We start from the raw sequence: 22,712 nt of genomic DNA on the forward strand, positions 1-22,712 counted from the left end.
CATGAAAAAGCACAATAATTTAGCTGAAATCTCCATTCAAACAGACGACTTTAGTTTAGCTGACGAAGTCGCGTTACTTGAACAAGATAACCTAACTGATGGTGCCGTTGTTACCTTTACTGGTCGAGTAAGAAACCATAATAATGGTAATGCAGTGACTGCTTTAACGCTAGAACATTACCCTGGTATGACTGAAAAATCACTCGCTAACATTATTAAGCAAGCTAAAGAACGTTGGCATATTGGTCGAGTTAAAGTTATTCACCGTATTGGAGAACTCAGCATAGGCGACCAAATTGTTTTTGTTGGCGTAACCAGTAAACATCGACAAGATGCTTTTGCTGCTAATGAATTCATCATGGATTATTTGAAAGTTAGCGCCCCTTTTTGGAAAAAAGAGAAAATCACCAACGCAGGTAAAATTTCAGAAAACTGGCTAGCGGCGAAAGACAGTGATAATGATAAAGCAAAGCGGTGGAGCTAGTATGTCACGCGCTATGTTACTCACCGTTTTTTTGCTAAATGTCGCACTCAACTTAGTTAGTGTAAAAAACAGTTACGCCCAACAATTACATAATGACAACACCAAGCCGCTACGTATTGCTGTCGCGACTAACTTCACCCCAATATTAAAAATATTACTCGAAGATTTCACCAAACAAACAGGCATTAACGGTCAGATTATCAGTGGTGCTAGCGGAGCAATGTTTTTACAAATTCAACACGGCGCTCCCTTTGATATTTTTCTAAGTGCCGATAGCCTTCGCCCACAAGACCTTGAACAAGCAGGCTATATAACCAAGGGCAGTCGAAAAACCTATGCAATTGGGCAATTAGCATTATATTCATCGTCAACTGATATCAGCTTAAACACAAAAACGCTGCTTGAACACTTAACTAACCCACCAACACGTTTTGCCATCGCTAATCCAAAAATTGCCCCTTATGGCAAGGCAGCTAAAGAAGTCTTAGTGCATTTAGATGTATGGCCGCGTTATCAGAGCCAACTTATTCAAGGTATTAACATTGGTCAAACCTTTGCTCAAATACGCAGTAAAGCAGTGCAAATGGGTATTGTCGCTAATAGCCAATTAGTACTAAATAACTTATCTGGGATAGTTATTCCCAGTAGTTACCATCAGCCTATTGAACAGCAATTAGTCATTGTTGCAGCGAGTAAGCAGCAGGCTGCCGCTAAAAAATTAACTGATTTTCTACTTTCACCTCAAAGTCAAAAAGTCATCGTTAGCTATGGTTATAGCCAAGTAAATGCTAACGATAAAGAAGTAGGCAACAGCGATGAACAAGCGAGCACGTTAGCAATAAAATGAACACTTCAGACTTTCAAGCGCTTATGACCACTTTAGAAATGGCGGCATTAACCACGGCTATCTTGTTGGTTATTGGTACACCACTGGCTTGGTATTTAGCAAAAATGACTAGTCGATTTAAAGTGGTTATTGAAGCAATAGTCGCCTTACCGCTGGTATTGCCTCCCACCGTATTAGGTTTTTATTTACTTATCGCCTTTTCGCCCGAGCACTTACCTGGACAACTATGGCAACAAGCCACAGGCAAGCAACTCGCTTTTAGCTTCTCTGCTATTGTTATCGGCTCGGTGTTATATTCGTTGCCGTTTGTGGTACAACCCTTACAAAAAGCCTTTGAACAGTTAGGTGACTCTTTAGTGGAAGCTGGTGCATTACTTGGCGCAGGTCCTATTGACCGATTTTTTTCCATTGTATTACCGTTAACGAAAGCTAGCTTTATTACTGCCGCCAGCTTAGGTTTTGCTCATACGGTAGGAGAGTTTGGCGTTATACTGATGATTGGTGGTAACATTCCCGGTGAAACACGGGTGCTTTCTATTGCCTTGTTTGATCATGTTGAAGCGTTTGATTATGCCAGAGCACACCTACTTGCCATCAGCTTGTTAATTGGATCAATGGTATTATTAGCGGCTATTTATTGGTTAAATTTACCAAGAAAAAAACGCCTAAAACGTTTACCTATCGATATTGAGCAAGGTGAGCCAAGCAATGACTAATAAACATGTTGTTAACGCAATTGATGCTCCTGAAACAGCAAAGCAAGCTAACATCGCTGAACTCGACATTAATATCAAGGTCAATTATCAGCAATTTACCTTAGCCATTGACTTGTCAATCCCGTTAACTGGGATTACGGGCATTTTTGGCCATTCGGCATCCGGTAAATCAACCTTACTGCGCGCCATTGCTGGATTAGAAAAATCACTCCTTGGTAGTATCACGTTAACTAATAATGCCTTAGCTAGTAACACCTTAGTCAACACTGAGCAAGGTTATTACCTTAAACCTGAACATCGCCAAGTGGGGTTAGTTTTTCAAAACAGTCGTTTATTTGGCCATTTATCTGTGTTCGGCAACCTAGAGTATGCGGTAAAGCGTTGTAAAAACAGCCAACTAAATCTTAATGAAATTATAGAACTAACCGAATTAAGCAACTTGCTTGCTCATCGCGTAGATGAGTTATCCGGTGGTCAACAACAAAGAGTTGCTTTAGCTCGAGCCATTTTAGCTGAGCCTAAGTTATTACTGCTTGATGAACCGTTAAGTGCACTGGATCAGCACAGTAAAAGTCAACTACTGAAAATGATGTTAACCATTCAAAAAAGACTTAATTTACCTATGCTTTATGTTAGCCATTCGTTGGCTGAGCTACAGCAAGTGTGTGATAACTTGTTAGTGCTAGCAAAGGGCAAGGTGGTTAATTTTGGTAATATTCACCAAGTAATCCATCAATTTAATCGCTATAAAGAAAATGATATTATTGAACATCAAACTAGTTTGTCTTTACCTATTAAAGCGATAAATGCTCACCATGGTTTAACCACGTTAGTATTAAACGATAAGCAAGATATTTACCTCGCCAGTGATGAAGACTTTCAACAGCAAACGTACTTACGCTGCTTTATTTTGGCCAGTGATATTAGTATTTCCCTAACTGAGCCAAGCAATAGCTCTATTGTTAATCACTTGTTGGGCACTATTAACGCTATAAGTCATCGAGATAATTCAGTGCTATTAACCGTGCAATGTGGCACACAAGATTTTTTTGTTACCATTAGCGCCTTCTCTCAACAAAGACTGTCACTAAGTATTAAACAACCTGTATATTTGCAATTTAAAGCTGGTGCGGTACGCACATTTATTCATTAATTTCCGCTAAATAATAGTCTAGTTATAAAAAGCTAGTAATAAAACGAATGAGGAAAGCCTGTGTTAAGTAATCAAGAACAACTCAAATATTCTCGTCAAATAATGCTAGATAAAATTGGCGAGCAAGGGCAAGTAGCGTTACGTAATGCTAAAGTATTGATTTTAGGTGTTGGTGGTTTAGGTAATCCTGCCAGTTTATATTTGGCTGCCGCAGGCGTAGGCACGCTTTATCTGGCTGATGGTGATTGCATAGAAATCAGCAACTTACCTAGACAAATACTGTTTAGTGAAGACGACATTAATAACAATAAAGCCGATGTCGCTGCTGAGAAACTCAGTCAACAATTTCCTGATGTTACCATTGAAGCAATTGATGACATGCTCGACCATGAGTTGTGCGATTATTACCTACCACAAGTTGATGTCGTACTCGATTGCTCTGACAATATTCAAACTCGCTACCTTATCAATCAAGCCTGCGTAGAGCACAAAATACCATTAATAGTAGGCGCTGCCACAGGTTTTGATGGTCAGCAACTGACCATAGACCCTAATGATGAAACCAGCGCCTGTTACCATTGCCTGTTTCCTGAAGGTGAAAAAGCCCCCGCTAACAACTGTCAAACCATAGGTATACTGGGTCCGGTTTTAGCCATGGTCGCTGGCATGCAAAGCTTACAAGCCATTAAGTTGTTAACTGGTAATAAGGTGCAAATAAACCAACTTAACTTACTTGATGGTTTAGCTAATACCTGGCAACAATTTACCATTAAAAAACAAACAAGCTGTAACGTGTGCGCTTCAAGCTAAACTCAAAAAGCTAAAGCTTACCTAAACTAAATTGACAATCGGCACTAGAAAATATCATTTCGGTGCCCTGCTCTGTCTTAGTTTCTTTGGCTATATCTGCCCACTGATAATAAACGTTACGATGTACTTTCGCCGTTAAATTTCTTCGTACAGTCACATATAGATCACCCTGTTCTGTCACTAGTAATGGGTGGTCGGCATTAAGAATAAACTCATCATCCAAGTTGGTCGTTACTTGCATAATAGTTTGTCCTTCATCAAGCCAGCGCCACTGCGTTAACACAAACGGCGCGTCATCAACTTTAATTTTTACCTTTTCCACCGGTGTTACTAAAAAGTACTCGCTAACTTCACTATTAATTTCTTTAATAAGCACAGAAGCAAATAGCTTTACCAAGGGTAAACGCTTAAAAATACTGCCATCGTAAAACCAGTCACCATTGGCTTTTATCTGTATATCAATTTCACCGCAATAAGGCGGGTTCCATGACTCTACCGGTGGTAATGATTTTTTATTACGACTTAACTGGGCTGAAATTTTCTCTAATGACATAATCTTCCCCCTTTGTTTAAATGCGATAAGGTAACTATATTAAACGGTTAGTGCATTTGATTATAACTATTATCATGCTAACTTGTGCTTAAATATAATTGATACATTTTTTTAACATACAATTTATGGTTTTACGATTAATGACTTACAAAGAAAGGATCTCTATGTCGCCTATTCTCTCAAAAATAACCTTAAGTTTATTTGTCTCCTCTGCCATGCTTATGACAGCATGCAGTAACCAACATAATGAAGCAACGACTACTATGGCTAATTTAACCGCCCCTATTGCTAAAAAAATTCCACATGAAATGGTTATTCATAACCATACCCGCATTGATGATTATTACTGGATGCGTGATGATAGCCGTACTAATCCAGAAATATTAGCGCATTTAGACACTGAAAATGATTACACCGCGGCACAGCTTAAGCATACCGAAGCTATGCAAGAGCTAATTTTTAAAGAAATCAAAGGCCGTATTGAAAAAGACGATAGCTCTGTGCCCACTAAAAAAGGTGATTTTTACTACGCCAGTGAAATGCAAGGCGAGAATGAATACCCTATTTATTTAAGATCTTCAGATGTTATCGGTAGTAATTCACAAGTATTACTTGATGTTAATGAGTTAGCCAAAGCGCACGACTACTATCAAGTAAGTGGTTTAAGTGCCAGTCCAAACGGTAAGTTGTTAGCGTATGGTGAAGACACGCTTAGCCGACGTATTTATACCGTACAGTTTAAAGATATTGCCGCTAACACTTTGCTTGCAGACAAACTTGAAGGCACTAATGGCACTGTTGTTTGGGGTAATGATAACAAAACGGTTTATTACATCAAAAAAGATCCGCAAACCTTATTAGGTTATCAAGTTTTTCGTCATACCTTAGGTACGCCGCAAGCCAGTGATGAAATGGTGTACCAAGAAAATAATAAGTCTTACTACACCGGTCTTAGTAAATCTAAAGATGATAGTAGCGTTTTTATTTGGCATTCAAGTACCGAAGCTAGCGGTATTTCAATTATCGACGCTAATGACGCCAAAGCACTGCCTAAGCCGTTTATTGCCCGTGAAGAGGGGCACGAATATTCGTTAACTAAAGTACATGACTGGTATTACATTCATACTAACTGGCAAGCGACTAATTTTCGTTTAATGAAAGTACACAAAACGCATATTGGTGATAAAAAGCACTGGCAAGATGTTATCCCTGCTAACGATACGGTGAAGCTTGAAGACTATGAATTATTTACCGACCACCTTGTTTATCAACAGCGTGAACAGGGGGTTAGTCGCATCACTATTGAACAACTTTCAACGGGTAAGAAACAACAACTTAGTTTTAATGATAGTGCCTACAGTTTAGATTTATATGGGAATAATGAATTAGACAACAAGGCTTTACGTTTGCACTATGCAAGTTTTACCACCCCAGGAACACATTACGATATTGATTTAACCACCTTTAAAAAAACCCAGTTAAAACAAACTAAAGTATTAGGTGATTTTAACAGTAACAACTATGCCTCTGAACGTATTTTTGTTACCGCTCGTGACGGTAAGCAAGTACCAGTATCGTTAGTGTATCGTAAAGACACATTTAAAAAAGACAGCACTAACCCATTATACCAATATGCCTATGGCTCTTACGGGCACACTATTGATCCCTACTTTTCAGTAAGCCGATTAAGCTTACTAGACCGTGGTTTTGTTTATGCTATTGCTCATATCCGCGGCTCAGAAATGCTCGGTAGACCTTGGTATGAAGATGGTAAAAAACTTAACAAAATGAATACCTTTACTGACTTTATTGATGTTACCAAAGCATTAACCATGCAAGGCTATGGCGATGCAGATAAAGTGTTTGCTGTTGGTGGTAGTGCTGGTGGTTTATTAATGGGCGCAGTTGTTAATATGGCGCCTGAACTTTATAAAGGCGTGGCCGCAGCCGTACCCTTTGTTGATGTAGTGACCACCATGCTAGATGAAAGTATTCCGTTAACGACTAATGAATTTAAAGAGTGGGGCAACCCCAAAGATAAAGTGTATTACGACTACATGCTGTCGTACTCACCTTATGATCAAGTAAGCGCACAAGACTACCCAAATATGTTAGTGACTACTGGCTTACATGACTCACAGGTGCAGTACTTTGAGCCGATGAAATGGGTAGCTAAATTACGCGACTATAAAACCGATGATAAGGTTTTATTATTTAAAACCGATATGGAAGCGGGTCATGGTGGCGCCTCTGGACGCTTTAAAAGTATTCATGAAACAGCACTACAATATAGCTTCTTTATTGATTTACTTAATAAATAACTCATCCAGAATAACCAGTAAATTATCTTCACCGTTATCACCGCCCCGCTAAGTGATGATGGTGAAGATAACATTAAAGTACTCCTGTAAACCAAAAAATATTAAGCTCCACCAAGATAAAATAAAACCGAATAACAGCGCAAATTGCTGCTGGTAAAAAGCACTGTAAACTTATGTAAAAAACCTATCACCGGCAATCATCTTTGATTACACTGTGTAAATCGTTATTTTAATACCAGTTTCATTAATTAGGTGATCTACTTTATACGCAGGAAAAACAGCCAAATACAAGGCATTTATTTTAATAACTAGTTGTTCTAATTATTAAATAAATAACGAAGTAGTTGGTTGTTTTAGCCAGTAGAAACGATCAGATAATTAGTGAGATTGGTATAACATGAGTTTACGTTTTATGACCGGTCGATTTCGACAACAACTACCGTTATTGTTAAGCCTGTTTTTGGTGGCATGTAGCAATACCTCGTCAATAGATGAAAAGTTAACAGACTTACCTCTTCCTCAAAACTGGCAAGACAGTAAACAAGCCTTAGCCGTTGAAAATAACTGGTTAACCCAGCTTGATAACCCACAAGCGCATCAGTTGGTCAAAAAAGCCTTAGCCGCTAATCACCAGTTTGCCATGCAGGAATATTCTCTTCAAATAGCAGAACAGCAGCTGATTGTCTCTGGCAGTCAATTGTGGCCGGAGCTTGATTTATCCTTTAGCAGTAGCCGCAATAAAAATAACCAAACCGACAGTTACGCCAACAACAACGCTGTTAACTTGAATTTACGTTATGAAGTCGACATTTGGGGCAAGTTGTCTGCCGCTGATCGCATCAGCAATTTTAATTACTTGGCACAAAAGGCAACATTTGAGCAATACAAACAACAATTAGTCGTTAACGTATTAACCACTTGGTTTAAAGTGATTGAAGCAGAAAAACTATTAACGCTTTATCGTAGCAGAGTAAAAAATTCTCAACAAAACTTAGCCATTATTGAAGCCGGTTATCAATCGGGATTAACCGCTGCACTTGATGTTTATTTAAGTCGTAATGATTTAAATAGCGAATTAACTCGCGTTTCGGATCAAAAAACTGAGAAAAAAAAATTAATACGACAATTAGAGCGCTTAATCGGAGAATATCCACAAGGAGAGTTATTAGTTAATGCTGAATTACCGTTACTTACCAATGACATTCCCGTTGGCTTACCATCAGAGTTAATTAGTCGAAAACCTGAGGTAAAAGCCAGTTGGTATCAACTGTTATCGCTAGATGCCGGCTTAGCTTATGCACACAAACAGCGTTTTCCTAACATAGTGTTGTCAGGCTCAGTTGGCGATACTAATGCTGATATTAGCGACTTACTGTCAGGATCTTCTCTAGCGTGGTCACTACTGGGCAGTGTCTCCGCGCCTATTTTTAATGCTGGGCGACTTAAAGCCAATGAAGAAAAAGCTCGCTTAACACTTAAGCAAGGTGAACAACAATATCTTGATACCTTATACAACGCTTTTAGTGATGTTGAAAACGCCATTACCACCGAAAAAAACTTAAAGAATAGTTATTACACTATGCTAGCCGCACAAGAAAATGCCAAAGTTGCCGCAACCTTATCATTCGAGCAATACCAAAGTGGTTTAGTGAGTTATACCACAGTGCTTGATGCGCAAACACGCTCTTTTGAAGCGCAAACAACATTAATAAAAATCAAAAACCAACTCATTGCTAATCGAATTAATTTACATCTTTCCTTGGGTGGCGACTTTACCACACCGTCACTTGCAAATAAGGCCGAATAACTATGTCTGTTACCACTGAAAAAAAAACTGCTCCCTATAAGAAAGTGTTACTACCGGTGATTATCGTTATTGCCACTATTACTTTAATGATGATTATTTTTAAAAATCCGCCTACAAGTCAGCGCAAAATGCCCTCTACAGCGGCACAAATGACGGTAGCAACCACCACACTTGTCCCGCAAAATTATCAGGTAATAATACAGAGCTTTGGTACGGTAAAACCTCGCACACAAAGTGTACTTTTCGCGCAAGTGTCCGGACAAATCACTTATGTTAGTAAACAATTTAGAGCCGGTGGTTTTTTCGAGCAAGGTGATATTTTAATAAAACTTGATGATAGAGATTACCGCGCAGAAGTTAATATTGCTCAAGCAAGCTTAATGTCAGCTAAACAAAATTTACAAGAAGAAGATGCCCGCGTAAAACAAGCCAAATCAGACTGGCAAAGGCTTGGTAATGGTAAAGCAGCCAATGTGTTAGTCTTACGCCAGCCACAATATGAAGCAGCACAAGCACAAGTACTTTCTGCACAAGCGCAACTAGATAAAGCCAAATTATCGCTAGAGCGCACTAACATTGTTGCGCCCTATGCGGGTCGTATCCTTAAGAAAAATGTTGATATTGGGCAAGTGATTTCAAGTAATACTGAGTTAGCGGATATTTTTGCTGTTGACTATGTAGAGATTCGCTTACCAATAAAAAACAAAGACTTACCTTTAATGAAATTGCCTGAAGAATATCGCAATGCTGATGATGACTCAGGCGATGATAGTACTATGATTAACGGTAAATCCTATAGCAACCTTGAACCAAATAAGCATAACGCTATGATCAGCAATGTCGTTATCTCATCTGATTTGATGGGCAAACAAATATGGCAAGGCAAAATTGTCCGTACCGAAAGCGCTATTGATGAAGTATCTCAACAGTTATATGTCGTAGCGCAAATTATTCGCCCATACGATGGCGAATATAATCAAGGTGCGCAAATAAAAATGGGCCAATACGTTACCGCGCAAATTACTGGCAAAATAGTTGAAAATGCCATAGTGATACCTAGCAGTGCCGTTTATCAAGGCAGCTATGTTTATATTGTTGAAAACGGTTTATTAATGCGTAAAGAAATAGAACTAGGCTGGCAAGATGGTAAGGAAGCCATAGTCACCGCAGGCTTAGTTGCCGGTAACGAATTAGTATTAACGTCATTAGGGCAAGTAAGCTCTGGTACACGCGTTGCTATTGCTGGGCAGCAGCCAAGTGAAAGTAAAAATAAAAACCGAACGGGCAAAGCTAAAGAGCGATCAAATCCAGCTAACCCAGCAGCGAACACCTCAATTAAGGTGAATAACTGATGATTGCTTGGTTTGCTCGAAATCATGTTGCCGCCAACTTACTGTTGGTTAGCATTTTAATTGCTGGCTTATTTAGCCTATCTAATCGTATCCCGCTTGAGGTGTTCCCGTCTTTTGAAACTGATCGCATTAATGTTAATGTGTCATTGCGCGGTGCTACCCCAGAAGATGTCGAAAAAAGTATTGCTATTCGTATTGAAGAAGCGGTACAAGATTTAGAAGGGATAAAAGAAATTGCTAGCCGTTCTCAAGAAGGCGCGGCGAGTGTTACTATTGAAGTAGAGGCAGGTTACGATCCACGTGAAATGCTCACCGATATTAAAAGTCGTGTTGATGAAATAAACACCTTTCCTGTTGATGCAGAAAAACCAGTGGTTTCTTTAGCCACTCGTAAACGCGAGGTAATAGCCGTGACTATTGCCAGTATTTACAGTGAAAAAGAAACCCGTGAATTTGCCGAAAAAGTCAGAGATGATTTATTAAAAATACCCGCCATTACCCAGGTTGAACTAAGTGGCGTGCGCGATTATGAAGTGTCAATTGAGGTACCGCAAAATAAGTTACGCCAATATGATTTAACCATCGCGCAAATCTCTGCTGCCATTTCAAATTCAAGTAGTGATATTTCTGCCGGTAATTTAAAAACTCAAGGTGGTGATATTTTATTGCGTTCAAAAGGCCAAGCCTATCGAAAAAATGACTTTGAAAAAATAGCGATAAAAACCAATGTTGATGGCTCTATTATTCGCTTAAGTGATATCGCGATTATCAAAGATGATTTTGAAGAAACCCCAGTACGTACTCGTTTTAACGGTAAACAAGCGGCCTTTATCGACGTTTACCGCATTGGTCAACAAAGTGCAATTGACGTTGCTGCTGCCGTAAGAACCTATATAGAAGAACAGCAAGCAAACTTACCTGTTGGTGTTGAGTTAAGTTTTTGGGATGATGATTCGCAAGTAGTAAAAAACCGTATTGCCACGCTAACCTCTAGCGCCTTACAAGGTGGTCTATTGGTGTTAGCGTTATTAAGTTTATTCCTCAGACCGTCTATCGCCTTTTGGGTATTTCTTGGTATTCCAATTTCTTTTATGGGGGCATTTATCATGATGCCTGTTTTTGGTGTCACCTTAAATGTGATGAGTTTATTTGGTTTTATTCTAGTATTAGGTATTGTCGTTGACGACGCCATTGTTACTGGAGAGAATATTTATACCCACTTAAAAACCTCAGAATCAGGTGAAATGGCAGCTATTCGTGGCACACAAGAAGTTGCTACCCCTGTCACCTTTGGTGTGTTAACAACCATAGCAGCATTTTTGCCATTGGCCTTTATTGAAGGTAATCGCGGCGCGTTATTTGCGCAAATTCCAGTGATTGTTATTCCAGTACTTATTTTTTCATTAATTGAATCAAAGTTTGTACTCCCTTCGCATTTAAAGCATTTGAAGTTGCGATCTCAAACACAAAAGCAATCGAAATTTAGTCAACTACAACAAGCATTCGCCGATGGCTTTGAACGCGCGATTATCCGTTTTTATCAACCAATTTTAAAAGTGGCTATTCATCATAAAACGACAACGTTAATCGCTTTTGTCAGTCTATTTTTGATAATTCTAGCGCTGATTATGAGTGGCTGGACTAAGTTTATTTTCTTTCCAAGAATACCCAGTGAAACGGTGCGCGCTTCGTTAACTTTACCGGCAGGTACTCCTTTTGAAGTGACCAATAAGTACATCATTAAAATGGCTGACAAAGCCAATGAACTAAAAAGTAAATACATAGAGCCGTCAACTAACAGCAGTGTTATTCTCAATATATTGGCGACTACTGGTGGTCGAGATGGTGGTTCAAATTCTGGTAGTGTCCGTTTTGAAATAACACCACCAGAATCACGTGAGCTAGCCATCACCTCTAGTGAATTGGTACGCGAATGGCGTAACTTAATTGGCCCTATTCCCGGCGCAGAAAGTATTACTTTTAGAGCTGAAATCGGTCGCTCTTCAGACCCTATTAATGTGCAGTTTAAAGGAAGTTCGCTAGAAACATTAAAAGAAGTGACCGATAAAGTCAAAGTACGCTTAGCTACCTATCCTACCGTTTTTGATATTGCCGATAGCTTATCTGATGGTAAACAAGAGCTGCAAATTGAGTTAACTGAACAAGGTAAAGCTCTTGGTTTAACACGAGTGAGTATTTCTAACCAGGTAAGACAATCTTTTTTCGGCGCTCAAGTGCAGCGTATTCAACGAGGAAGAGATGACGTTCGTGTTATGGTACGCCTTCCTCTAGATGAGCGTCGCACGATGGCTGATTTAGAAGATATTTTAGTGATCACGCCAGCGGGTGGCTCGGTGCCATTATCGCATGTTGCCAAGTTTATTCCTGGTAAAAGCCCATCAACTATTTCGAGAATTGATCGCTATCGCACCGCCAATGTTAGTGCTGATGTTGAAAAAACAAATACTAACATGACAGTATTACAAGCTGATTTAAAAGCTTACTTAGACGAGTTGATTGTGCAATACCCACAAGTAAGTCATTCACTTGAGGGCGAGGCAAAAGAGCAGCGAGAATCTTTTGGCTCGTTAGGTTGGGCGTTATTATTCGTGTTTTTTATTATTTATGCCTTGTTAGCAATACCTTTTAAATCTTATATTCAACCACTTATTGTCATGAGCATCATCCCCTTTGGCATGATAGGCGCTGTCGTTGGTCACTGGATTATGGGCATGGAACTCACCATTATGAGTTTATTAGGTATGTTGGCATTAATTGGTGTGGTGGTAAATGACTCCCTTGTACTGGTTGATTTTATCAATAAAAAACGCATTGAGGGGGGTGAATTAATGCAAGCCGTATTAACTGCAGGTGCCGCGCGCTTTAGGCCGGTAATGCTAACCAGTTTAACGACCTTTATTGGCTTAATGCCCTTGTTATTTGAACAATCTACCCAAGCACAGTTTTTAATACCGATGGCAGTATCGCTAGGCTTTGGTATTTTATTCGCGACCTTTATTACCTTAGTATTGGTGCCGGTAAATTATCTTATTGTTGAGCGTTTAAAAGTGTTATTTTCATCGCGATCATCTAGCGAAAAGCAAAGGATAGCTTAACAGAACTAGACAGTCCCCCTGTTCTTCATCGATAGTTGGACAGGGTAAACGCTTTAAAAGTGAGAGTTAAACAAGGCAGTTAACAGCTTACCGCCCTTATGAAAGTCATGATAAATAACGCCAAAGAAGGTATTAGCGACCATACGAATATCCCCTATCCGCATGAGGAGTGTCACAAAGCAAAACATCCTGCTTTTACAGTAGTGTTACTCATATTTGCTGGTATAAATGCTTCAACCAAAAGCTGCAAAAACAACATCCAAAGCTCAACAGCCTCAAATGAAGACATATAATGAGCATAAGTCGTATGCTATTTAAGCAGAATAGCTTTTAAAAAATAATTATCACAAAATATAAGTAAAAATGAATATATTACTTGTCAAGTAACGCATAAATACAATATACTCTTCGCGCCTTCTAAAGAGGCACCTGTAATAAGGTCAGTGGTGGCTATAGCTCAGTTGGTAGAGCCCCGGATTGTGATTCCGGTTGTCGAGGGTTCAAGTCCCTTTAGCCACCCCATCTTTTACTTCTCCCTTAAGTAGCAGATAAAAAAGTATAAATGTCGGTGATTAGCGCAGCTTGGTAGCGCACTTGGTTTGGGTCCAAGGGGTCGCAAGTTCGAATCTTGCATCACCGACCACTTTTTTAATACCTCTCCCTGAAAAACTTAATAATCAATTTATAACGCAATAGATACAACTAAAACCAAATCATTGGTTTAGGTGTCATCAAGTTCAGTCGCAAGTTCGAATCTTGCATCACCGACCACTTTTTTAATACCTCTCTCTGAAAAACTTAATAATCAATTTATAACGCAATAGATACAACTAAAACCAAATCATTGATTTAGGTGTCATCAAGTTCAGTCGAAAGTTCGAATCTTGCATCACCGACCACTTTTTTAATACCTCTCCCTGAAAAACTTAATAATCAATTTATAACGCAATAGATACAACTAAAACCAACTCATTGGTTTGGGTGTCATCAAGTTCAGTCGAAAGTTCGAATCTTGTATCAACGACCACTTTTTTAATACCTCTCTCTGAAAAACTTAATAATCAATTTATAACGCAATAGATACAACTAAAACCAACTCATTGGTTTGGGTGTCATCAAGTTCAGTCGAAAGTTCGAATCTTGCATCACCGACCACTTTTTTAATACCTCTCTCTGAAAAACTTAATAATCAATTTATAACGCAATAGATACAACTAAAACCAACTCATTGGTTTAGGTGTCATCAAGTTCAGTCGAAAGTTCGAATCTTGTATCAACGACCACTTTTTTAATACCTCTCTCTGAAAAACTTAATAATCAATTTATAACGCAATAGATACAACTAAAACCAACTCATTGGTTTAGGTGTCATCAAGTTCAGTCGCCAGTTCGAATCTTGCGAAATAAATGAGGTCAGATACACTTTACATGTTTTTGTTGCAGTGGCGACGACAATATATAAGCACTTATTATCGTGGCACGATAAGTTTACGTTAAGCTATTGGCAAACAACTTTGTTTCTGCCTGACTCTTTTGCTCGGTATAAGGCTTGGTCTGCTCTTTTCAACGCTTCTTCTACCGTTTCTTTGGGCATGACTAACGTTACGCCAAAACTCGCTGTTTTATGACCCACTTGTGGAAAAATATGATCTTCAATCAAAGCTCTGAGCTTTTCCGCAACGATCATAGCGCCATCAATATTAGTTTCACGGCAAATAATTAAAAACTCCTCGCCTCCCCATCGTCCAACTACATCAACATCACGACAATGAAGACGTAAAATCTTAGCTATCGAGACTAAGACTTCATCACCAATTAAGTGCCCATAGTTATCATTCACTTCTTTAAAGAAATCTATATCACAAATGATCAGTGATAATTGCAGAGAATAACGCGACATTCTTTTAAACTCGTTTACTAATACTTCATCAAGTCGTAAGCGATTATTTAGTCCCGTTAAGGAGTCAGTAATAGAGAGCTTTTCAATCTGTTTTTTATCGGTAATATTTTGACGAATAGATATATAACCACAAATATCACCTGCTTCATTTTTAATAGGATCTATTTTGGCATCAAGCCAATAGCATGAGCCATCTTTAGCTATATTTTTTAGTTCGCCCCCCCAAGGCTTACCTTTAGTAATGGTTCCCCACAACTCCTGATAAGTAGCATTGGAGGTGTCTGGGTGTCTTACTATACTGTGTGGTTGCCCGATAAGTTCTTTTTTACTATAACCTGACACCTCACAAAAGGCTTTCGATGCGTCAATAATTATCCCGTTAAGATCTGTCTGGGAAGAAATAACATAACGGTCAACTATATCGATGTACCGTGCTAAATGAGTTTCCGCCTGACTTAATTCTTTAGCGCGTATAGCCACCATTTTTTTCAAACGCCGGTTTAGGGCAAATAGTGTTAAAACCAACAACAAACTAGCAATGGCAATAACAAAAAGTACCTTAGCCCATAGTGGCAACGCTTTATTTTTTTCTAAATAATCTGTAAAAATAACACCGTCATAGCTAGCATTTTTTGCTACAAGTCCTTGTTGTTTATATATATCGGCAATGCGTTGGAAACGCCCCCGACTTATATGACCTATATCAACTATATCTGGCAGGATCATGTTCTCGGTTTGTTCGGCTTCAAAACGTAAATGGTCAATCGATTTATTCGACGGATACTTAGTTGCTAACCAAGAAAATACTTCACTTTTATTTTTTAACGCATATCGCCAGCCCTTCATACTTGCTTCAACAAATTGACGTACCCGTTGCGGATTTTTACGTACGGTTTGTTCACTGGTAAACAGAATATCGTCATAAAAATCTATGCCGTAATTAAGGGGATTAATCACTTGGATATTGATGCCTTTTTCCTTAAAGTAAAAAGGTTGATTAGTCAGATAAGCTGATATGGCATCGGCCTCGCCACGGATAAGTGAATCTGAGTCAAATGATTGGCGAATATGGGTAAAGTCAGACTCTTTAATGCCTAATTGATGGAACATTGCAAAAAAGGTCGCATCATCATTACCTTTGCTATACATCACTTTTTTACCCTTTAGTTCATAAGGGCCTAGGAGTTTACTACTTTCAAGCGTTATTAATACTAACGGACTGTGCTGAAATACAGCGCCTAGAGCGACTAACGGTAGCCCCTTCATTCGATCAAGAATAATACTAGAGCCCATCACGCCAAAATCAGCTTTGTTACTTAATACAGCTTCCGTTGGTGTTATTAGGGGATCTCGTTGCTCAATAGTGACATCAAAACCCGCTTCAGCGTAATAGCCTTTTTCTTTAGCAGCGTAATAACCGGCAAATTGAAATTGATGTAGCCATTTAAGCTGCAATACCACTTTTTCATTGGCTGATGTCGCGTGTGTAAGCAGTAGTCCTGAGATAAGGATAAAAACCGGTAATACTTTTCGAGTAAGTAATAGCAAAAGACCAACACGCTTATTTAAATGATTTCTAGAGTATAGAAGTATAAAGCTATAATACTAATAATTAAGTAGTACTTAGGTAGTACTAACATACTCGCCTTTGCCTACTTAATGAACACTTAACCATTTATCTCTTTTTGGCTACCGTGGTTTTATCAATTAAATACATAATAGATTGGTAATCTATACCCGCATGGTGCGATAACCCTATCTCACAGGTTCTGCTATTGCTATAACCCACGGAGCAGCCTTTAGGTACTTGTTCCTTTAACGTCGCTAAAGCATTTTCATTTAACTCTGGCGTAGTAAAACCTTTATCGCCGGCAAAACCACAGCACTGGATATGCTCAGGAATAATCACGTTATTACTGCATAACTTGGCTAGTTGCTGCATTTTGTCGGTTAAGCCCATACGCCTGCTGCTACAGGTAACGTGCAGCATAATAGTGTCGTTTACTGGGGTAAAGGTTAAATGCTTTGCCAATACATCAGCAATAAAGCCTACCGGTTCATAAAGTGATAAATTTGCCATCGCGGTAGTATGAGTATTTTCAAGCAGCATAGCTTTACACGGGCTGGTATCAATTAAAATCGGATGCTGACCATTTTCACTGAGCTCGGTGAGCTTGGCTAATAGTGCATTTCTTTTTTGATTAGCCTCATCAAACATGCCTTTACTATTAAAGGGCATACCACAACATTGTCCGGTAAAATCAGGGCTAATCACCTCAAAACCTGCTTTTTCTAATACCGCATAAGTGACCTCAGTTAACGAACGTTGCTCAGTGGCACCAAGTGCTTGCCCCATACTTCTACTAGCGCAACTGGGCATATAAACTACCTTACCTTTACTACCGATCGCATTGTCACTTAAGCGTGTTTTAGGTTGATAATTAGCTTTACTAGGCAAGTACTTAGTCCACAAAGGCGCTTTATGCGTTGATATTTTTGCTGATAAACTGCGCACTGCCTCAGTTATAGCGCTCATGGCTTTATCGCCAAGTAAGCGTTGACTAAAACCAGCCATGGCTAAGGAAACCCGAGTTGTTTTTTCTAAGTGAGCAAAGTTATTCGCCAGTTTTTTTGATAATTTTTGGCGTTTTGTATTGCTCGCGTGTCTTAGCGCTCGAATAAGATCACCGGTGTTAATACCAACAGGACAGCGCTCTGCACATAAACCTGTTGCCGCACAGGTATCAATACCTAAATAGTTAAAGTCTTTTTCAAGCTCATTAAGCAACTGAGTATTTTCACCTGTGGTTGTTAAACGACTGATCTCACGATATGTAGTAATACGTTGTCGGGGTGTTAGACTTAGCCCTTTTGACGGGCACACGGGCTCACAGAAACCACACTCAATACATTTATCAACAATTGCATTGGCCGCTGGCAGGTTTTTTAAGTTTTTAATATGAGCCAAAGGATCTTCATTAATGATCACGCCGGGATTAAGTAAATAACTTGGATCAAATAAGGCTTTAATTTGTTTCATTAAGGCAAAGCCTTGTTTACCCCACTCTAATTCAATAAAAGGTGCCATGTTACGGCCAGTGCCATGCTCAGCTTTTAATGAACCTTGATAATCTACCGCGACCAGCTGGCAAACATCATCCATAAACGCCTGATACCTATCTACTTCGCTCTGGGTTGAAAAGTCTTGGGTGAAAACAAAATGCAGATTACCGTCAAGAGCATGACCAAAAATAATGGCCTCATGGTAGTGATATTTTTCAAAAAGTGTCTGTAATTTAGCGACGGCATCAGCAAGTTGCTCAACAGGAAAAGCAACATCTTCAATGATAACGGTAGTACTCGTTTCTCGCACAGCGCCAACAGCTGGAAAGGTGCCTTTTCGAATAGCCCATAATTGTGAGTACTCACTCGCTACATCGGTGAATTTGATAGCGTTGGTTTGCTCAAAATCCGTTAATAAAGTTTCTAATGCTGCTATTTGCTGGGTTAATAATTGTTGATTAGCTGCGCGCGTTTCAATAAGTAAGGCGCCAACCTTGTTATCGAGTGTTTTAATAAATTCTGGTAAACCTGGCATATCACTAACCGAGGCTAACGATCTTCTGTCCATCAACTCAACCGCCGAGACATTGGCATCGGCTAACGCACTTACCGCTGAGCAGGTTGTTTGCATATCAGGAAAAAACACTATCGATGACGCGCGGTATTTATGTTCAACCACGGTGTTGTAGGTAATTGACGAAATAAAACCTAAGGTACCTTCTGAGCCAATCATTAAATGCGCTAAAATATCAATAGGGTCGTCAAAATCAATCAAGGCGTTAATTGCATAACCAGTAGTATTTTTTAAGCGATACTTATGTTTGATTAACGCCTGTAGTTTTTCATTAGCACGAGTTTGAATAGCTAAGGTATTTAGCTCGGTTAACAATTGACTATGGCTTTTTTTAAACGCTAAAATACTGGCTTCATCACCAGTATCAAGTACGCTACCATCATGTAAAACTAAGCGAATACAGGCAAGAGTTTGGTAACTGTTTTGCGCAACACCACAGCACATACCACTGGCATTATTAGCCGCAATACCGGCAATTTTACAGGTGTTAATAGAGGCGGGGTCTGGACCTATTTTTCGCCCATAAGGCATCAAATATTTATTCGCATCAGCGCCTATTACGCCAGGCGCTAATTTTATTTTCAGCCCTAAGTCTAGTATTTCATGATCTCGCCAATTATTGTTAAGCATAATTAAAATCGAGTCCGACTGTGCTTGCCCTGAAAGACTAGTACCTGCGGCTCTAAAGGTGACGGGTAATTTTGCTTGTGCGGCACTTTTAATCACCCTGACCACTTCAGCTTCGCTAGCTAAAATAACGATTAACTGGGGAATTAATCGATAGAAACTTGCATCAACACCATAAGCTAAGCGCCGAGTATAATCGGTAATAATGCGATTTTTGGGCAGAAAATCTGCGACTTGCTCGGCAAAAAATTGATAGTGCTCAGATAACTCGGATGACATAGCTTCTCTCTACTTATTTAACTATTTAGCTGTTAATTCTTAAACAATTAACTATTAAGTAATAAAACAATTAGCGCTTTTGGGCCATGAGCACCGTAAGCTAACGTTTGTTGAATATCAGCCGTTTTTGACGGCCCTGAAATTAGCACTACGTTAGTGGGCAATTTATCCTGCCATTGCTCTGCTTCAATCAAACGAGCAAAGTCGGCATGTAATTTATGGGCATCAACCATAACAAAGTGTACGGGTGGCACTAGCGATAAGCTTCTGGGTTCATTCTCATCAGGCCATAAAACAATAGTCCCTGTCGCGGCAATCGAGCAGCGTGAATTTGATAACGCCGCAGGGCATTCATTAAAAAGCCTATTTTTATTATTATCAATTGAAAAATCATAAGGCTGTAACGTCACTTTGCTCTTTAACGCCTCAATAACCTCGCGGTGATAATCGCTTTGTTCATCTAGTTTTTCACCGTACAGTAATTGGGTAATATTGAGCGAAGCAAGTTGTTCAAGAATCACCTCAGCCATCTGCTCTTTCGTGGTAGGAATAACTTGCGCATGGTTTTTTTCAAGCTCGCTAATAAACTGAGCGATATTGTCTGTCTGAGAGCACTCAGGATAAACATAAGCAGTTTCTTGAGGTAATTTTCCATAGTCAGCACCGCCGACTTCTGCTTTTAACTTAGCAAGAATATTGCCACGGGCTCTACGACTAATTACGTTAATGTCTGTTGTTTTATTTGTCATTATATTAGCCTCTTCCTTGCTTTGCTTGTTTAGCTTTTATTTGTTGATGTAACGTCGTTGCTGCTAGTTTGGGTGCTGTTCTAACACTGGTCCAGCCAGCTAATTTTTTCGGCATTAAAAAGCGACAACGCGTTAAGCACCACATAGATAAAGCATAGAGTGTTGGTGATTTATGCACTTGCGCCCAAATTTTCCAGATAATTGCTTCAACAGCACTGCGACCAGCCCCTTGACCTTGCATCACTTGCGGTTGTTCTCTGTTAGGTTTTACGCTTTCTTCACGCAAACGTAATAATATTTTAGGAATAGGAATTTTAACCGGGCATACTTCACCACAAGCACCACATAAGGTTGATGCGGTAGGCAAGTTAGTGGTCGCATCCAGCCCCAACATATGTGGTGAAATTATTTTACCAATAGGTCCTGGATAAACTGTCCCGTAAGCATGCCCACCAATACGGGTATAAACAGGACAATGATTCATACAGGCCCCACAACGAATGCACTGTAAGGTTTGTCTTAACTCTTCATCAGCAAAAGCTTGGCTGCGACCATTATCAAGTAGCACTAAATGTACTTCTTTGGGACCATCTTTTTCACCTTGTTTTCGCGGTGAGCTGATCATATTAAAGTAAGTTGAAATTGCCTGACCTGTAGCACTGCGCGTTAATAAGCTTAATAACGGTGGCACATCTGCTAAGTGCTCTACAACTTTTTCTATACCCGTTATCGCAATATGTAAATCAGGTATCGTGGTACACATACGGCCATTACCTTCGTTTTCAACTAGACACAGTGTACCTGTTTCAGCAACGGCAAAGTTAACCCCTGAAATACCAACATCCGCCTGACAAAACTTGTCTCTAAGGATTGTTCTGCCTTGCTGAATTAAGGTATCAACATCAGTGCTGTACTCAAAACCGTCAATATTATCGGCAAATAACTGAGCGACTTGTTGTTTGTTTTGATGAATAGCGGGCATGATGATATGAGAGGGATGCTGCTTGGCCAATTGCACAATGTATTCGCCCATATCTGATTCAAGGCATTCTACATCTCGCGCTTCAAGATAATCATTAAGTGCCGTTTCTTCTGATACCATTGATTTACCTTTAACAACGGTTTTAGCTTTTTTTTCAGCAATAAGTTGCGCAATAATTTCATTCGCTTCAGTGACCGTTTCAGCCCAATGCACCTTGATACCATTATGCTCAAGCTTATCTTCTAATTGCTCAAGTAAATGCGGTAACTTTGCCAAACAACGCTGCTTAATTAATTTGCATTGTTCGCGTAGAACTTCGAGCTCGTCTGCTGATGAAAAAGCACTTTTACGCTTGTCCATCAAATAATCCATTGCCCCTCTAAAGTTTGCTCTTAATTCTTCATTAGCGAGATCACGGGTCACGTTTTTTCGAAAATCTTTAGCTGAAGCAGCATATTTACTTTCCTCTTCGTGAACATGTTTCATAGCGCTTCCTTAGCCGATTGACCTTTTGACTGAGCTTTTGACTGACCTTTTATGCGGTTAAGCAAATAACTGGCAATATGTTCTCCGCGTAATGACTCTTTTTGATAATCGAGTGCACCATTGATATTCATCATACAACCATGATCAGCACTGACATATCTCACCACATCACTGGCAACAAGGTGCTTACTTTTATCAGCGACCATGGCAGCAGAAATATCTGCATGTTTAACAGCAAACGTGCCACCAAAACCACAACATTCACTTTCATAATCATGTAGCACTAAGTCAACGTTGGCTAATTGAGAAATTAATTTATTACCGGTGATATGAACGCCCATTTCTCTTCTAGCCGCACAAGAGGTATGCAAAGCAACACGCTCTTTTTCGCCTTGATCGATTGGCTTTAAACGCAGTACATGCACTAAAAATTCGGTAAACTCGAACACTCGCTGACAAAAGTTATTTATTGCTGGGTCATCACTCAGTAAATCAAGATAGTGGTGACGCATCATGCCACCGCAAGATCCTGAAATAACGACCACTGGAATATCTAATGGGAATTGCTTCACTTGCGCCATAGCTACGGCTTTGGCTTCCTCTTTATAACCTGAGTTATAGGCTGGTTGGCCACAGCAACTTTGCCCTTGTGGATAAATAACCTCAATGCCTTCGCGCTCAAGTAACTCGATGGCATCCATACCCGAATCAGGAAAAAAACTATCGACTATGCAAGTACCAAATAAGTAAACTTGCGTTGGTTTTTTAGGGTAATTGCGAAGATGCTGTGTGTTAACTGGTTGCATAACTTACTCTCTATTTTTAAATTTATTACCAAGAAGTGGTTGCAAGTAATCGTTGCCATACCATGTCGAGCCAACAGATTAAATGGT

General features: G+C 39.5%; 16 protein-coding genes and 2 tRNA genes. 11 read left to right on the top strand and 7 right to left on the bottom strand.

Annotated elements, in window-relative coordinates; all coding sequences use genetic code 11:
• Position 1 precedes the first annotated feature (1 nt).
• The 5 genes from moaE to FCS21_RS02685 are packed head-to-tail and all read left to right on the top strand — an operon-like array spanning position 2 to position 4,010.
• Positions 2-484, top strand: a complete 483-nt coding sequence (gene moaE, locus FCS21_RS02665) for a molybdopterin synthase catalytic subunit MoaE (protein ID WP_118056168.1) — start codon at positions 2-4, stop codon at positions 482-484.
• Positions 459-1,331 (top strand): molybdate ABC transporter substrate-binding protein, encoded by an 873-nt coding sequence (gene modA, locus FCS21_RS02670; RefSeq protein ID WP_246046959.1) that lies wholly within the window; start codon positions 459-461, stop codon positions 1,329-1,331. The genes moaE and modA overlap by 26 nt, the downstream gene beginning before the upstream one ends.
• A complete protein-coding gene (gene modB, locus FCS21_RS02675) occupies positions 1,328-2,047 on the top strand; it encodes a molybdate ABC transporter permease subunit (protein WP_138620413.1) in 720 nt (239 codons plus the stop codon). Before modA ends, modB begins: the two co-directional genes overlap by 4 nt.
• Positions 2,040-3,200 carry a molybdenum ABC transporter ATP-binding protein gene (modC, locus tag FCS21_RS02680; protein WP_138620414.1) on the top strand — a complete coding sequence of 387 codons (1,161 nt, stop codon included), beginning with the start codon at positions 2,040-2,042 and terminating at the stop codon, positions 3,198-3,200. The genes modB and modC overlap by 8 nt, the downstream gene beginning before the upstream one ends.
• Before the next feature lie 60 nt (positions 3,201-3,260).
• Positions 3,261-4,010 (top strand): HesA/MoeB/ThiF family protein, encoded by a 750-nt coding sequence (locus FCS21_RS02685; protein WP_138620415.1) that lies wholly within the window; start codon positions 3,261-3,263, stop codon positions 4,008-4,010.
• Positions 4,011-4,020: 10 nt separating this feature from the next.
• On the opposite strand, the gene FCS21_RS02690 is transcribed toward FCS21_RS02685, so the two are convergent.
• Positions 4,021-4,563, bottom strand: a complete 543-nt coding sequence (locus FCS21_RS02690; RefSeq protein WP_138620416.1) for a DUF1285 domain-containing protein — start codon at positions 4,561-4,563, stop codon at positions 4,021-4,023.
• A 221-nt stretch (positions 4,564-4,784) separates the two neighbouring features.
• On the opposite strand from FCS21_RS02690, the gene FCS21_RS02695 reads away from it, so the two are divergent.
• The 4 genes from FCS21_RS02695 (at position 4,785) to FCS21_RS02710 (ending at position 13,159) form a co-directional block, all read left to right on the top strand.
• A complete protein-coding gene (locus FCS21_RS02695; protein WP_246046971.1) occupies positions 4,785-6,884 on the top strand; it encodes a S9 family peptidase in 2,100 nt (699 codons plus the stop codon).
• A 412-nt stretch (positions 6,885-7,296) separates the two neighbouring features.
• The gene (locus FCS21_RS02700) at positions 7,297-8,691 is read left to right on the top strand and encodes a TolC family protein (protein WP_138620533.1); all 1,395 of its coding nucleotides are present in this window, start codon (positions 7,297-7,299) and stop codon (positions 8,689-8,691) included.
• Positions 8,692-8,693: 2 nt separating this feature from the next.
• Positions 8,694-10,043 carry an efflux RND transporter periplasmic adaptor subunit gene (locus tag FCS21_RS02705; RefSeq protein ID WP_138620418.1) on the top strand — a complete coding sequence of 450 codons (1,350 nt, stop codon included), beginning with the start codon at positions 8,694-8,696 and terminating at the stop codon, positions 10,041-10,043.
• On the top strand, positions 10,043-13,159 hold the full coding sequence (locus FCS21_RS02710; RefSeq protein WP_138620419.1) for an efflux RND transporter permease subunit: 3,117 nt from the start codon (positions 10,043-10,045) through the stop codon (positions 13,157-13,159). The genes FCS21_RS02705 and FCS21_RS02710 overlap by 1 nt, the downstream gene beginning before the upstream one ends.
• Positions 13,160-13,212: 53 nt before the next feature.
• On the opposite strand, the gene FCS21_RS17095 is transcribed toward FCS21_RS02710, so the two are convergent.
• Complete coding sequence (locus FCS21_RS17095; RefSeq protein ID WP_281279947.1) at positions 13,213-13,335, bottom strand: hypothetical protein; 123 nt, start codon at positions 13,333-13,335, stop codon at positions 13,213-13,215.
• A 270-nt stretch (positions 13,336-13,605) separates the two neighbouring features.
• Between FCS21_RS17095 and FCS21_RS02715 the strand changes: the two genes are divergently transcribed.
• Both FCS21_RS02715 and FCS21_RS02720 read left to right on the top strand, forming a co-directional pair.
• A tRNA-His gene (locus FCS21_RS02715) sits at positions 13,606-13,681 on the top strand.
• Between the two features lie 44 nt (positions 13,682-13,725).
• Positions 13,726-13,802: transfer RNA gene (locus FCS21_RS02720), tRNA-Pro, on the top strand.
• Between the two features lie 855 nt (positions 13,803-14,657).
• Here the strand turns inward: FCS21_RS02720 and FCS21_RS02725 are convergent.
• The 5 genes from FCS21_RS02725 to FCS21_RS02745 form a co-directional block, all read right to left on the bottom strand.
• Positions 14,658-16,607 carry an ABC transporter substrate-binding protein gene (locus FCS21_RS02725; RefSeq protein ID WP_138620420.1) on the bottom strand — a complete coding sequence of 650 codons (1,950 nt, stop codon included), beginning with the start codon at positions 16,605-16,607 and terminating at the stop codon, positions 14,658-14,660.
• A 127-nt stretch (positions 16,608-16,734) separates the two neighbouring features.
• A complete protein-coding gene (locus FCS21_RS02730; RefSeq protein ID WP_138620421.1) occupies positions 16,735-19,602 on the bottom strand; it encodes an FAD-binding and (Fe-S)-binding domain-containing protein in 2,868 nt (955 codons plus the stop codon).
• 47 nt (positions 19,603-19,649) lie between these two features.
• On the bottom strand, positions 19,650-20,351 hold the full coding sequence (locus tag FCS21_RS02735; RefSeq protein WP_138620422.1) for a LutC/YkgG family protein: 702 nt from the start codon (positions 20,349-20,351) through the stop codon (positions 19,650-19,652).
• Between the two features lie 4 nt (positions 20,352-20,355).
• The gene (locus FCS21_RS02740; RefSeq protein WP_138620423.1) at positions 20,356-21,819 is read right to left on the bottom strand and encodes a LutB/LldF family L-lactate oxidation iron-sulfur protein; all 1,464 of its coding nucleotides are present in this window, start codon (positions 21,817-21,819) and stop codon (positions 20,356-20,358) included.
• The gene (locus FCS21_RS02745; protein WP_138620424.1) at positions 21,816-22,625 is read right to left on the bottom strand and encodes a (Fe-S)-binding protein; all 810 of its coding nucleotides are present in this window, start codon (positions 22,623-22,625) and stop codon (positions 21,816-21,818) included. The genes FCS21_RS02740 and FCS21_RS02745 overlap by 4 nt, the downstream gene beginning before the upstream one ends.
• Positions 22,626-22,712: the final 87 nt, after the last annotated feature.

The sequence above is a fragment of the Colwellia ponticola genome (assembly GCF_005885605.1).
Classification (GTDB): Bacteria; Pseudomonadota; Gammaproteobacteria; order Enterobacterales; family Alteromonadaceae; genus Colwellia; species Colwellia ponticola.

Bases quoted from the DNA above. Each gene is read 5' to 3' on its own strand.
- FCS21_RS02700 (WP_138620533.1), top strand. From the start codon at position 7,297: ATGACCGGTCGATTTCGACAACAACTACCGTTATTGTTAAGCCTGTTT.
- FCS21_RS02695 (WP_246046971.1), top strand. From the start codon at position 4,785: ATGACAGCATGCAGTAACCAACATAATGAAGCAACGACTACTATGGCT.
- FCS21_RS02735 (WP_138620422.1), bottom strand. From the start codon at position 20,351: ATGACAAATAAAACAACAGACATTAACGTAATTAGTCGTAGAGCCCGT.
- FCS21_RS02690 (WP_138620416.1), bottom strand. From the start codon at position 4,563: ATGTCATTAGAGAAAATTTCAGCCCAGTTAAGTCGTAATAAAAAATCA.
- FCS21_RS02740 (WP_138620423.1), bottom strand. From the start codon at position 21,819: ATGAAACATGTTCACGAAGAGGAAAGTAAATATGCTGCTTCAGCTAAA.
- modA (WP_246046959.1), top strand. From the start codon at position 459: ATGATAAAGCAAAGCGGTGGAGCTAGTATGTCACGCGCTATGTTACTC.
- FCS21_RS02745 (WP_138620424.1), bottom strand. From the start codon at position 22,625: ATGCAACCAGTTAACACACAGCATCTTCGCAATTACCCTAAAAAACCA.
- modB (WP_138620413.1), top strand. From the start codon at position 1,328: ATGAACACTTCAGACTTTCAAGCGCTTATGACCACTTTAGAAATGGCG.
- modC (WP_138620414.1), top strand. From the start codon at position 2,040: ATGACTAATAAACATGTTGTTAACGCAATTGATGCTCCTGAAACAGCA.
- FCS21_RS02705 (WP_138620418.1), top strand. From the start codon at position 8,694: ATGTCTGTTACCACTGAAAAAAAAACTGCTCCCTATAAGAAAGTGTTA.
- FCS21_RS02730 (WP_138620421.1), bottom strand. From the start codon at position 19,602: ATGTCATCCGAGTTATCTGAGCACTATCAATTTTTTGCCGAGCAAGTC.
- moaE (WP_118056168.1), top strand. From the start codon at position 2: ATGAAAAAGCACAATAATTTAGCTGAAATCTCCATTCAAACAGACGAC.
- FCS21_RS02710 (WP_138620419.1), top strand. From the start codon at position 10,043: ATGATTGCTTGGTTTGCTCGAAATCATGTTGCCGCCAACTTACTGTTG.